Genomic DNA, 12,798 nt, shown 5'->3' on the forward strand with positions numbered 1-12,798 from the left:
CTGGAGCGTGAGCATGACGTCTCGTCCTGTCTTCGTCGACTCCCGCCGAGGCACTCGGGCATCCCCCGTCCTCCTGGCATCGCTGGTCTGTCTGATGAGCGGGTGCCCCGGGACGGAGTCCCCGCCTCCGGTCAACGATTCGCGTCCTCCCGGTGTCGCACGGCTGGAGCTGGATCGCGCCCGCCTCGAACCGGGAGCGTCCATCCGGTTCTCCTGCACGGCCAGTGACCCCGAAGGCGACGCGGTGACGTACGTCTTCGATTGGGGCGCTGGAGGGACGCTCGCGTCGTCGGAGCAGGTGGCGAGCGGCGTGTCCGCGCAGGTGGAGGTGTCCATCCCCCACGAGGGGAACTACCAGGCCCGGTGCCGCGCGGTCGACGTCCACGGGGGCCTGGGAGGTTGGTCCCCCGCGCTCGACTTCGCCGTGGTGGACTCCAGGCCCGAGGGGACCGCCACGCTGACGTTGGAGGTGGTGGGGCAGGGGACGCTGTCGAGCCTGGTCGGCGGACTCGACTGCCCGGGCACGTGCGCGACCCGGCTCGCCACGGGCGCGATCGTCGTGCTGGAGGCCACGCCCGCGCCGGGGTGGCGCTACCTGGGGCTCTCCGCGTGTGAAGGCACGTCCCGTCGCTGCGAGCTGAGGCTGGAGGGCGACCGGGTCGTCACCGCGCGCTTCGCGCCGGAGGTCGACACGGTGCTGGAGTGGCAGCGCACCGGCGCGACCCGTCCCGGCGTCCCGACGTGGAGCCCGGATGGCGAGAGCCTGGTCGTCCTGGACGGGGGCGTCTCCGGAGGTGTGCTCCGCATCTGGGACGTGGCGAGCGGGCGGGTGAAGCGGGTGATTCCTCCCATCGAGGAGGCGCGCTTCCTGTCCGCCGCGTGGAGTCCCACGCGCAACAGGTTGGCGGCGGGCCTGACGGACGGGACGCTCGTCCTCCTGGACCCGTCGACGGGCACCGTCCTGCGCCAGTGGGCCCTCCCGGAGGGCGTGGTGCGCGCGCTGGCGTGGAGCCCGGAGGGGACGCGGCTCGCGACCGCGACGGACGTGGGGACGGAGATCCGGATCTGGGAGGCCGACACGGGGACGCTCCTGGGCGAGCCGGTGGTGGCCGTGGGCCAGGTGCGGCGCCTCGTCTGGAGCCCGGATGGCGCCCGCCTGGGGCTCGAGGCGGGACCGGTCTTCGACCCCTGGGTGGAGGTCCACGCGCTCGGGCGTCCGAAGGTGGAGTCCCTGGTGTCGCACGCGGCGGGCTTCACGTGGGCACCGGATGGCTCGCGCTTCGCGGCGGGGCTCATGGGCGAGGTCTCCATCCACGTCGCCGCCGACGCGCGCGTGGAGTCTCGACACCAGGGGAGCTGGGGCTTCGCCACGCTCCTGGACTGGAGCCAGGACGGTCGCTGGCTCGCGGTGGGGGATGCCTCGCGGAGGTTGTTCGTGCTGGACGCCGCCACCGGCGAGGCGCGAGTGGACGCGAGCCAGGCGCCACCGACGGGCTCCTCCATGGGCTTCGACGCCGTCCGCTTCCACCCCACGCGGCGCGAGCTCGTCGTCGTGGACGACTTCCCCAACCAGCTCGACGTGCTCTCGCTGGATGTCGAGGCCCGGACGTATCTGCGCCGCGAGCTGCTCGCGCACACGACCTTCGTGGAGGCCACCGCCTGGAGCCCCACCGGCGCGCTGCTCGCCTCGAGCGGCTACGAGGGCGTCGTCCAACTGTGGAGCCCCGAGGGCGACGCCGTGCGGACGCTCTCCGCGCACGGGGGCAAGCGCGTGCGCGCGTTGGACTGGAGCCGGGACGGGGCGCTCCTGGTGACGGGGGGCGATGACGGCATCGTGAGGATCTGGCGCGCGGCGGAGGGCACGCTCGCGTACCTGCCCTATCGGCACGACGCGGGGACGTCCGCGGCCACGCAGGAGGTCTACCGCGTGGCGTTGAGCGGTGATGCGCGGTTGATGGCGAGCGTGGGGGGCTCCTCGCTGCTGGCGAACCAACGCGGGGTCATCAAGGTCTGGAGCGTGGTCGGCAACACGGAGCTGTTCCGCTTCCCGGATGGGACGCAGGAGGTCCTCGCGCTGGGATGGACGCCCGACGGGCGCTACCTCGTCGTGGTCTACGCGGGCGTGAGCTGGAGCATCTGGGACAGCCAGACCCGCCGCATCGACACGGTGGACCCCGGCGTGGACGTCGTGTCGCTCGCCGCCGCGTTGAGCCCGGACGGGACGCAGGTGGCGGTGGGCGGACGGCCAGGGCTGTCCATCCGCGAAATCGCCACGGGGCGGCTCGTGGCCGAGTCGTCCGCCGCCATCGTGCCGTCCGCGCTCTCCTGGAGCGCGGATGGGCGACGCCTGGGCGGAGGCGGGTGGGGAGGGCAGGTCTTCGTCTGGGACACGACGACGCCCGACCTCTCCCGCCAGGTCATCGGCTTCCACGACGAATCCCTGTCGGGGGTTTCCTGGAGCCCGACGGGCGGCCTGCTCGCGACGGCGGGACGGGACACGGCGCTGCGGGTGTGGCGCGTGGAACACTGACCCCGGGGGGGCGCGACATCGGGTGGCGGACCGCGCGCGGCGGCGCTAGGCACTCGCGCCATGCGAGCCTACGAACTCCAGAAGCCCGGGCGCGACGCCCGTTGGGTCCAGGTCGAACGCCCCGATCCCCGGCCCGGTCCCGGTCAGGCCGTGGTGCGGATCCGCGCCGTGTCGCTCAACTACCGCGACGCCATCATCTCCCAGGGCCGCTACCCGGGCCTGGGCTCCATGCCCCTCGTCCCCACGTCGGATGGCGCGGGCGAGGTGCTGGCGGTGGGGCCGGGTGTCACCCGGGTGAAGCCCGGGGACCGCGTGGCCCCCACGTTCTTCCAGACCTGGACGGACGGTCCCCGCCCGCCGGGCGGCCCGGCCGCGCTGGGCGGAGGCGTCGACGGCGTGCTCGCCGAGCAGGTGGTGGTGGACGCCGAGGGGCTGGTGCACCTCCCCACGCACCTGTCCTTCGAGGCGGGCGCCACGCTCCCCTGCGCCGCGGTGACGGTCTGGAACGCGCTGGTGTCCACGGGGGGGCTCCAGGCCGGGCAGACGGTGCTGGCGCTCGGGACGGGCGGCGTGTCCATCTTCGCGCTCCAGTTCGGCAAGGCCCTGGGCGCGCGCGTCCTCGTGACGTCGAGCCAGGACGCGAAGCTGGAGCGCGCGCGGGCGCTCGGCGCGGACGGCACGGTCAACTACCGGACACAACCAGACTGGGATGCCCGGGTCCTCGCGATGACGGGCGGGCAGGGCGTCGACCACGTGGTGGAGGTGGGCGGGGAGAAGACCCTGCCGCAGTCCATCGGGTCCACCCGCGAGGGGGGCCAGCTCTACCTCATCGGCCTGCTCAGCGGCGCGCCCGGGAAGCCGAACGAGGCGCTCGTCGCGTCGAGGAAGGTGCGGGTGCACCCCATCTACGTCGGCAGTCGCGCCATGTTCGAGGACATGAACCGCCTCATCACCCAGCATCGCATCGAGCCCGTCATCGACCGGGTGTTCCCCTTCGCCGAGGCGCCCGAGGCCTTGCGCTACCTCGAGTCCGGCGCCCACTTCGGCAAGGTGGTCATCTCCGTCTGAGGCCCCGGGCCCTCATGGTGTGAGGCGGGAGGTCCCGGCTCACCGGGACGGGGAGTGTGCTCCCCGTCCCGAGGTGTGCAGGGCTGGGCGCGAAGCGTAAGGAAGCCGACAGTGTGCGCGACCTGGCGCCGGGACAGGGCCAGGGGGTGTGCTACTCGGGCGCGGTTGCGCCGCTCATCCCCGCTCCGGTCGCGCTCTCCATGACAGGTGTTCTCCAGTGCCGTGTGTGCGGACGTCATGTCCGCCAGCTCCGTCCCCAGGGATTCCGTCCGTTCGTCGCCGCAGGGAGGGGTGGATGAGCGCCCCGTCCATGGACCCGGCCCGGGGCACCCAGCGCGCGGCGCGGTTCGGGCCGCTGCTGCCCACCGGCACGTTCGCGGGGCTGGTGCTGGCGGCGGTGGCCATCCTCGCCATCGCGATGTTGTCGTATCGCTCCCTCCAGACGCACTCCTCGGCGGCGGAGCTGGTGCGTCACACCATGGAGGTGGTCGAGCGGCTGAAGACGCTGCTGTCCGCGCTGAAGGACGCGGAGACAGGCCAGCGCGGCTTCCTGCTGACGGGGGAGGCGACGTACCTGTCGCCCTACAGCGAGGCGAGTCGGAGCATCCCCGAGCAGATGACCCGCCTGCGCGGACTGGTGGGGGACAACGCACTCCAGACGCAGCGCATCGACATGCTGACACCGCTCGTCCAGGCCAAGCTGGTCGAGCTGGACGCGACCATCTCCCTGAAGAAGGACGGGAAGACGGACGTGGCGCTGGCGCGGGTGCGCTCCGACGAGGGCATCGCGCTGATGGACCGCGTGCGCACCCTCATCGAGCAGATGGAGAACGAGGAGCGCCGGCTGCTGGAGACGCGCAGCGAGGAGTTCCAGCGCTCGGCCACCATGGCCCTGGCGGTCTCCTGGCTCGGGGCCGCGCTGCTGCTCGTGCTGGTGGGCATGTCCGCGTACATGACGTCCCGCGACTTCCGGGCTGGCGCCATCCGCGCGTGGGTGCAGCAGGGGCACACCCAGCTCGCGGAGCGGATGCAGGGCGACCAGCGCCTGACGGAGCTGGGGCAGAACGTCCTCCAGCAACTGGCGCAGTACCTGGACGCGCAGGTGGGCGCCATCTACCTGGCGGAGGGCTCGACGCACTTCCAGCGCTTCGGGGGATACGGGTTGCCCGCGTCGTTCACGACGACGGACACCGTGCGCCCGGGCGAGGGGCTGGTGGGGCAGGCCCTCCAGGCGCGCCGTGTGTTCCACGTCCGCGACGTGCCCGAGGGCTACCTGCCCATCTCCTCCGGCCTGGGCCAGGGCACGCCCAGGCACCTGCTGGTGGTGCCGGCGGTGGTGGATGGCAAGACGCTGGCGGTCCTGGAGCTGGGCTTCCTCCACGCCGTCCATCCCTCCGACCTGGAGCTGCTCCAGCGGGTGTCGGAGTCCATCGCCACGTCGGTGCGCGCGGCGAATGACCGCACGCGGCTGGAGGCGCTGCTGGAGGAGACGCGGCGTCAGGCGGAGGAGCTCCAGGCGCAGCAGGAGGAGCTGCGCGCCTCCAACGAGGAGATCGAGGAGCAGAGCCGCGTGCTGCGCGATTCGCAGAGCCGGCTGGAGGAGCAGCAGGCGGAGCTGGAGCAGACCAACGCCCAGTTGGAGACCCAGGCGCGCCTCCTGGAGCGTCAGCGCGACGCGCTCACCGGGGCGCAGGCCTCGCTGACGGAGAAGGCGACGGAGCTGGAGCGCACCAGCCGCTACAAGTCCGAGTTCCTGGCCAACATGAGCCACGAGCTGCGCACGCCGCTCAACAGCTCGCTCATCCTCGCCAAGCTGCTGGCGGACAACAAGGGCGGCAACCTCACGCAGGAGCAGGTGAAGTTCGCGCAGACCATCGCCTCCGCGGGCAACGACCTGCTGGGCCTCATCAACGACATCCTGGACCTGTCGCGCATCGAGGCGGGCAAGGTGGAGGTGCAGCCGGAGACGGTCGTCCTCTCGCGCTTCGTGGAGGGCCTGGCGCGGACGTTCTCCGTCCTGGCCAACGAGAAGCAGCTCGCCTTCACGGCGCGCGTGGAGGCGGGGGTCCCGGAGACGCTGGAGACGGACCCGCAGCGGGTGGGGCAGGTGCTGCGCAACCTGCTGTCCAACGCGCTGAAGTTCACGGAGAAGGGCGAGGTCTCCCTGCGCGTCTCCCCGGCGGGGCCGGGGCGCGTGGCCTTCGCCGTCCGGGACTCCGGCATCGGCATCCCCGCGCATCTGCACGCCGTCATCTTCGAGGCGTTCCGACAGGCCGACGGCAGCACCCATCGCAAGTACGGCGGCTCCGGGTTGGGCCTGTCCATCTCCCGCGACCTGGCGCGGCTCCTGGGCGGGGACGTCTGCCTGGAGAGCGAGCCCGGGGCGGGGAGCACCTTCACCCTCACGCTGCCGGTCGCCCAGCCCGTGTCCGGGACGTCTCCGACGGCGGTCGCCTCCGAGTGGCTGTCTCCCCCCGCCACCGCGCGCGCCGCGGCGGGCGTGGCGACGCTGCCTCCCGTCGGCACCGGGCCCGCGGAGCGGGGTCCGTTGACGGGCTCGAGCGCGCCGGTGGAGGACGACCGCGACCGGCTCACCGCGGGCGCGCGGCTCATCCTCGTGGTGGAGGACGACCCCCGCTTCGCGGAGATCCTCCGCGACCTGGCCCGGGAGCTGGGCTTCCTGTGCGTGGTGACGGACCGGGGCGGCACGGGCTACGAGGCCGCCATCGCCTGCCAGCCGAGCGCCGTGCTGCTGGACATGAACCTGCCGGACCAGTCCGGGCTCATGGTGTTGGACCAGCTCAAGCGCGACCCCCGCACGCGGCACATCCCCGTCCACGTCATCTCCGTGTCGGACGCGTCGCGCGAGGCGCTGGAGCGCGGCGCGGTGGGCTACGCGCTCAAGCCCGTGCGGCGCGAGCAACTGATGGAGGCCGTCCGCAAGCTGGAGACGAAGCTGACCCCGGGCGTGCAGCGCGTGCTCGTGGTGGAGGACGACGAGCGCCAGCGAGAGAGCCTCCAGAAGTTGCTGGAGAGCGAGGACGTGGTCATCGAGGGCGTGGCCACCGCGGGCGAGGCGCTGGAGAAGCTGCGCGGAGTGACCTACGGCTGCATCGTCATGGACCTCAACCTGCCGGACCTCAGCGGGTACGAGCTGCTGGAGCAGATGGCGGAGCTGGAGGACGTGTCGTTCCCGCCGGTCATCGTCTACACGGGCCGCTCGCTCACGCGCGACGAGGAGCAGAAGCTGCGGCGCTACTCCAAGTCCATCATCATCAAGGGCGCGCGCTCGCCGGAGCGGCTCCTGGACGAGGTCACGCTCTTCCTGCACCAGGTGGAGTCCAAGCTGCCTCCGGAGCGCCAGCGCATGCTCCAGGTGGCGAGAGATCGCGAGGCCGCGCTGGACGGGCGGCGCATCCTGGTGGTGGAGGACGACGTGCGGAACATCTTCGCCCTCTCCAGCGTGCTGGAGCCCCGGGGCGTCAAGGTGGAGATCGCCCGCAACGGCCGCGAGGCGCTGGACCGGCTCTCGGGGGCCTTGTCCCAGACGGCCCAGGGCGTGGACCTGGTGCTGATGGACATCATGATGCCGGAGATGGACGGCCTCACGGCGATGCGGGAGATCCGCAAGCGGGCGGAGTGGCAGAAGCTGCCCATCATCGCCCTCACGGCCAAGGCCATGCGCGACGACCAGGAGCGGTGTCTGGCCGCCGGCGCCAACGACTACATCGCGAAGCCGCTCGACGTGGAGAAGCTCCTCTCGCTCATCCGCGTGTGGATGCCGAAGGCGTAGGGACGCTCCACCGACATGGATTCCAAGGACCTGGACATCGAGCTCAAGCTGCTGCTCGACGCCATCTACCTGAAGTACCACTATGACTTCCGCGGCTACGCGCCGCAGTCGCTCCAGCGGCGGCTGCTGCAGGCCGCGGAGAGCGTGGGCTGTCGCACGCTGTCGCAGCTCCAGGACCGCATCATCCACGAGCCGGCCCTGTTCCCCACGATGCTGGACTACCTCACCGTGCAGGTGAGCGAGATGTTCCGGGACCCGTCCTTCTTCCGCTCCCTGCGCGAGCGCGTCGTCCCGTTCCTGAAGACGTACCCGTCGCTCAAGGTCTGGGTGGCGGGCTGCAGCACCGGCGAGGAGGTCTACTCCCTGGCCATCCTGCTGCGCGAGGAGGGGCTGTTGGAGCGCACCCTCATCTATGCGACGGACATCAACCCGGTCGCGCTCCAGCGCGCGGAGGCGGGCGTCTACGCCGTGGACCGCGTCGCCACCTTCACGCGCAACCACATGGAGTCGGGAGGGCGGGGCTCCTTGTCGGACCATTACACGGCGGCCTACGGCAACGCCGTGTTCGACCGCTCCTTGAAGAAACACATCGTGTTCTCCGACCACAGCCTGGCCACCGACAGCGTCTTCGCGGAGGTGCAGCTCCTCTCCTGTCGCAACGTCCTCATCTACTTCGACCGGGACTTGCAGGAGCGGGCGGTGGGGTTGTTCAAGGAGTCCCTCTGTCGCAAGGGCTTCCTGGGCCTGGGGGCCCGGGAGTCCCTGCGCTTCTCCCAGCATGAGCCGGCCTTCTCGGTCGTCGACCGGGAAGATCGCATCTTCCAGAAGGAGTAGACGTGAGCGCTCCCGGGAAGGAACACATCAGCATCTCGCCACGGGTGAAGTGCCTGTTGGTGGACGACCTCGAGGAGAACCTCATCGCGCTCGCGGCGCTGTTGCACCGCGACGACGTCGACGTGCTCCAGGCTCGCTCCGGCGCGGCGGCGCTCGAGCTGCTCCTCCAGCACGACGACGTGGCCCTGGCGTTCCTCGACGTGCAGATGCCGGAGATGGACGGCTTCGAGCTGGCGGAGCTGATGCGGGGCATGGAGCGCACGCGCCACATCCCCATCATCTTCGTGACGGCGGGCGCCAACGACAAGCGGCGCCAGTTCAAGGGCTACGACGCGGGCGCCGTCGACTTCCTCTACAAGCCGCTGGAGCCGCTCGTGCTGCGCAACAAGGCGGAGGTCTTCTTCCAGCTCCACCGGCAGAAGCAGCAGCTCGCGCGACAGTTGGAGGAGCTGACGCAGACGCTGCGGCTCAACGAGATGTTCACCGCGGTGCTCGGGCACGACCTGCGCAACCCGCTCAGCGCCATCCTCACGGCCGCGGATCTGCTCCAGCGTCGCTCGGAGGACGAGGCGGTGCGGCGCAGCGCGGGGCGCATGCTGGCCAGCGGCAAGCGCATGGGGCGGATGATTGAAGACGTGCTCGACCTGGCGCGCGCGCGACTGGCCGGCGGCATCCCCCTGCGGCGCGGCGAGACGGACTTCGGGGCGCTCGTGCACCGCATGGTGCAGGAGCACCAGGCCGCCTCACCCAAGCACCCCATCGAGATGTCCCAGGATGGGGACCTGGTGGGCGACTGGGACTCGGATCGCCTGGCCCAGGTGGCGTCGAACCTCATCGGCAACGCGCTCCAGCACGGGGACGCGAACGCGCCCGTCCAACTGCGCCTGGATGGCACCCAGGCGGACGCGGTCTCCTTCACCATCCGCAACGTGGGGGTGATTCCCCCGGCGCTCCAGCCCCACCTGTTCGACCCGTTTCGCGGCGGCGCCCAGCGGCGCGGCCGAAACGGGGGGCTGGGCCTGGGGCTCTACATCGTCCAGCAGATCATCCAGGCCCACCACGGTCAGGTGGAGGTGGAGTCGGGGATGGAGGGCCCCTACACCGTGTTCCGCGTGAGCCTCCCGCGACGGGGGACGGAGGTCATCAAGCTGTAGGCCCCGGGCGTGCTCCCCGGGGCCCAGGCCACGCCTCAGGCGTAGAGGTGCTCGTTGACGGTGATGCCGGCGCCGCGGGGCAGCAACTGCTCCAGCGCGGTCCAGTCGGCGGCGGATGGCTTCCACATGCCGGCGCGGACGTTGGCCTTGACCTGCTCGGCGGACGTGGCGCCCGCGATGACGGACGCGACGGTGGGGCGCGAGGCGAGACCGCCCATGGCCACGTCGAGCAGGGTGATGGAGCGCTCGCGGGCGAAGGCCTCCAGCTTCTCCACGACGTCGAACACCTGGTCGCTCAGCAGCGGGTTCATCTTCTTCCAGCGCTGGATGCGGCCGGCGCCCTCGGTGCCGACGCCGCGCTTGTACTTGCCGGTGAGCAGCCCGCTGGCGAGGGGGAAGTAGGGCACCAGGCCGATGCCGTGCTGCTCCAGCGCGGGCACCAGGTCCTCCTCCACGCCGCGCCCGATGATGCTGTACTCGTTCTGGGCGCTGACGAAGCGCTCCAGGCCGCGCGTGCGCGACGTCCACTCCGCGTCCGTCACCTGCCAGCCCTTGAGGTTCGACGAGCCGATGTAGCGGACCTTGCCCTCGCGCACGAGCTCGGTGAGGGCGGTGAGCGTCTCCTCGATGGGGGTGGCCGGGTCGGGCCAGTGGAGCTGGTAGAGGTCGATCCAATCCGTGCGCAGCGTCTTGAGCGAGCGCTCCACGGCGCGGCGGATGTAGCGGCGCGAGCCGCGCGCGCCCCAGTCCTCGCCGTTCTCGCCCTTGAGGTTGCTGCCGAACTTCGTCGCGAGGATGACGTCCCGGCGGCGCGTCCCCAGGGCCTGGGAGAGCAGGTCCTCGGAGCCCTCGTAGGAGTCCGACGTGTCGAACAGGGTGACGCCCGCGTCGAGCGCGGCGCTGACGACGTTGCGCGTGCCGGGAAGGTCCACGCTGGTGCCGAAGTTGTTGCAGCCGAGGCCGATGGCGGACACGGTCAGTCCGGAGCGTCCGAGGCGGCGGTAGGTCATCTGGGTCATGTGGGGCTCCTGTCCCGGGTGGGAAATGGGCCGCGCATGCTAGCGCGCGCTCCGGGTGTCGAGGGGAATGGATGGGGCCATGGGGATGTCCCGGTGTGAACGCTTCCGTTAGCCGGGATGCGCTTCACGCGCCACGAAAACGCGCGGGACGATACGCAGGCGCGATGGAGCGGGGCGCGCTCCATGCGTCCGCTGGAGGCCCGTGTGTCCTGGTCGATGAGCCGCTCTCGTTCCAAGTCGCTGCTGTTCGTCCCGGTGCTGGGCCTCCTGGCGTGTGCCCGCCATGCCCCCGGGTCGCCTCGTCCCCTGGAGGAGTCGCCGCGGCGAGGTGGGGTCCAGGTGCTGAAGGGCGCGCGGCTCATCGACGGACGGGGCGGGGCGCCCCTCGAGGACGCGACGCTCGTGGTGGAGGGGCGGACGTTGAAGGCGGTGGGGCCGTCGGACGTGGTGCAGGTGCCGGCCTCCGCCCAGGTCATCGACCTGCGCGGCAGGACGGTGCTCCCGGGGCTCGTCGTGAACCACGCGCACCTGGGCGTGGTGGATGGCACGGACTCGGGCGCGGGGCACTACACGCGGGAGAACGTGGGGCGGCAGGCCCGTCAGTACGAGGCGTATGGCGTGACGACGCTCCTGTCGCTGGGGTTCAACCCGGCGGCGTTCCAGCAGTTCCAGAAGGAGCTGGCGGCGGGCGCAGCCCATGGCGCGGACATCCTCGGGGCGGACCGTGGAATGGGGGTGCCGTCGGCGGCGCCCCCGGTGAACGTGGGGGAGGATCAGCTCTACCGTCCGAAGACGGTGGACGAGGCCCGGGTGGCGGTGCGCGAGACGGCGTCGAGGCACCCCGCGCTGGTGAAGCTCTGGGTGGATGACTTCCACGGGACGATGCCCGCGAAGATGTCACCAGAGGTCTACGCGGCCATCATCGACGAGTCGCACCGCCAGGGGCTGCGGGTGGCCGCGCACGTCTACTACCTGGAGGACGCGAAGCGGCTGGTGCGGGATGGGGTGGACGTTCTCGCGCACGGCGTGCGCGACGTGCCCGTGGACGCGGAGCTCATCCAGGAGATGAAGAAGCGCGGGACCTGGTACGTGCCGACGCTGGGGCTGGACGAGACGTTCTACATCTTCGCGGAGCGGCCGGCCTTCATGGGCACGCCCTTCTTCCAGCACGCCGTGCAGCCGGCGCTGGCCGAGCAGTTCGAGGACGAGGCGTGGCGGGCGAAGGTGCTGGGGAATGCGAAGACCCTGGTCGAGAACAAGGCTTCGTTGGACATGAACCTGCGCAACCTGAAGACGCTGCACGACGCGGGGGTGAACATCGGGTTCGGCTCGGACTCGGGCGCCAATCCCTTGCGCATCCCGGGCTTCGCGGAGCACCGGGAGCTGGAGCTGATGGTCCAGGCGGGGCTGACCCCGGTGGAGGCGCTGACGCATGCCACGCGCGACGCGGCCGCGCTGCTGAAGCTCGACGACCGGGGCACGCTGGAGCCCGGCAAGCGCGCGGACTTCATCATCGTGGACGGCAACCCGGACGCGAACATCGAGGCCGTCCACCGCATCGTCGAGGTGTGGCACCGGGGCCAGCGGGTCAGCGGGCGTGTGGAGGATTTCAGCCCCTGAGTCTCCACACCTGTGTTCGTGAACGCGACCGCGCTGATGCTCGGATGGGCGACGCGCTGACTCGCGCCCGCCTCACTCCACGCGCGCGAGCCACTCGGTGAGCAGGCCCCGCTCGCCGTTCGTGAACTGAGGAAGTGTGGGCAGGCTCGCGATCAACGTGGTGGCCGCCTGGGCGACCGCGTCCGTGCCGTCGTCTCGTCGATCCGAGGTGATGGCGCGCCGCACCATCTCGAAGCCCTCGTGCGTGAGCCGGTCGCGCTCGGTGCCCCTGGGATACTTCGCGAGGGACAAGACGGTCCCCGTTCCTGCGACGTGGACGAGGTGCGTCGCGACGGGCTCGGGGACGGTGAGCCTTCCGGCTTCGGCGATGCGGTGGATCATCTCGCGGAGGATCGACTCCGACGCTTCGGCGGCGGAGGACGAGGCGTCACGCTTGCTGGCGTAGAGCGCGGCGTAGGCATCGGGGTTCTCGAGCCCGAACCCGATGTGCAGATCCCAGCCCCGGCGCAGGTCTTCGACGGGATCGTCGGTGGGCGGCAAGGCCGCTTTGCGCTCCAGGTACGACGCGAGCACGTAGGCGGCGACCGCGTCCATGAGCTCGTTCTTGTCGCCGAACAGGCGGTAGAGCGTCGGAGCGTGGACGCCCGCGGCGGCGCTGACCGCGCGCGTGCTGACTGCGCCGGCGCCGCCCTCGGCGAGGAGCCGGCTCGCGGTCTCGAGGATACGGGCGCGCAGGTCCTCACTCATGTTTCCGACGTTACCAGGACGATTCGTACTTGC

Annotated in this window: 8 protein-coding genes; 6 read left to right on the top strand and 2 right to left on the bottom strand. The window is 71.2% G+C overall.

Features of this window, described 5'->3' with window-relative positions; genetic code table 11:
- Nucleotides 1-13 precede the first annotated feature (13 nt).
- The 5 genes from LZ198_RS18045 (at nt 14) to LZ198_RS18065 (ending at nt 9,379) form a co-directional block, all read left to right on the top strand.
- Nucleotides 14-2,530, top strand: a complete 2,517-nt coding sequence (locus LZ198_RS18045) for a WD40 repeat domain-containing protein (protein ID WP_253973234.1) — start codon at nt 14-16, stop codon at nt 2,528-2,530.
- Between the two features lie 60 nt (nt 2,531-2,590).
- The gene (locus LZ198_RS18050; RefSeq protein WP_253973235.1) at nt 2,591-3,598 is read left to right on the top strand and encodes a zinc-dependent alcohol dehydrogenase family protein; all 1,008 of its coding nucleotides are present in this window, start codon (nt 2,591-2,593) and stop codon (nt 3,596-3,598) included.
- Nucleotides 3,599-3,893: 295 nt separating this feature from the next.
- Nucleotides 3,894-7,391: a response regulator gene (locus tag LZ198_RS18055; protein WP_253973236.1), complete on the top strand. Its 3,498-nt coding sequence runs from the start codon at nt 3,894-3,896 to the stop codon at nt 7,389-7,391.
- A 15-nt stretch (nt 7,392-7,406) separates the two neighbouring features.
- A complete protein-coding gene (locus LZ198_RS18060) occupies nt 7,407-8,225 on the top strand; it encodes a CheR family methyltransferase (protein WP_253973237.1) in 819 nt (272 codons plus the stop codon).
- A 2-nt stretch (nt 8,226-8,227) separates the two neighbouring features.
- Entirely contained in the window at nt 8,228-9,379 is a 1,152-nt protein-coding gene (locus tag LZ198_RS18065; RefSeq protein ID WP_253973238.1) for a hybrid sensor histidine kinase/response regulator, read from the top strand.
- Nucleotides 9,380-9,414: 35 nt separating this feature from the next.
- Here LZ198_RS18065 and LZ198_RS18070 read toward each other — a convergent pair whose 3' ends face one another.
- Nucleotides 9,415-10,398 (bottom strand): aldo/keto reductase, encoded by a 984-nt coding sequence (locus LZ198_RS18070; protein WP_253973239.1) that lies wholly within the window; start codon nt 10,396-10,398, stop codon nt 9,415-9,417.
- 216 nt (nt 10,399-10,614) lie between these two features.
- Between LZ198_RS18070 and LZ198_RS18075 the strand changes: the two genes are divergently transcribed.
- Entirely contained in the window at nt 10,615-12,018 is a 1,404-nt protein-coding gene (locus LZ198_RS18075; protein ID WP_253973240.1) for an amidohydrolase family protein, read from the top strand.
- Nucleotides 12,019-12,090: 72 nt separating this feature from the next.
- Here LZ198_RS18075 and LZ198_RS18080 read toward each other — a convergent pair whose 3' ends face one another.
- Entirely contained in the window at nt 12,091-12,765 is a 675-nt protein-coding gene (locus LZ198_RS18080) for a TetR/AcrR family transcriptional regulator (protein WP_253973241.1), read from the bottom strand.
- Nucleotides 12,766-12,798 lie beyond the last annotated feature (33 nt).

The organism is Myxococcus dinghuensis (assembly GCF_024198235.1).
Classification (GTDB): Bacteria; Myxococcota; Myxococcia; order Myxococcales; family Myxococcaceae; genus Myxococcus; species Myxococcus dinghuensis.

Coding starts and splice junctions, on each gene's coding strand:
- LZ198_RS18045 (WP_253973234.1), top strand. CDS start 14: ATGACGTCTCGTCCTGTCTTCGTCGACTCCCGCCGAGGCACTCGGGCA.
- LZ198_RS18050 (WP_253973235.1), top strand. CDS start 2,591: ATGCGAGCCTACGAACTCCAGAAGCCCGGGCGCGACGCCCGTTGGGTC.
- LZ198_RS18055 (WP_253973236.1), top strand. CDS start 3,894: ATGAGCGCCCCGTCCATGGACCCGGCCCGGGGCACCCAGCGCGCGGCG.
- LZ198_RS18060 (WP_253973237.1), top strand. CDS start 7,407: ATGGATTCCAAGGACCTGGACATCGAGCTCAAGCTGCTGCTCGACGCC.
- LZ198_RS18070 (WP_253973239.1), bottom strand. CDS start 10,398: ATGACCCAGATGACCTACCGCCGCCTCGGACGCTCCGGACTGACCGTG.
- LZ198_RS18075 (WP_253973240.1), top strand. CDS start 10,615: ATGAGCCGCTCTCGTTCCAAGTCGCTGCTGTTCGTCCCGGTGCTGGGC.
- LZ198_RS18080 (WP_253973241.1), bottom strand. CDS start 12,765: ATGAGTGAGGACCTGCGCGCCCGTATCCTCGAGACCGCGAGCCGGCTC.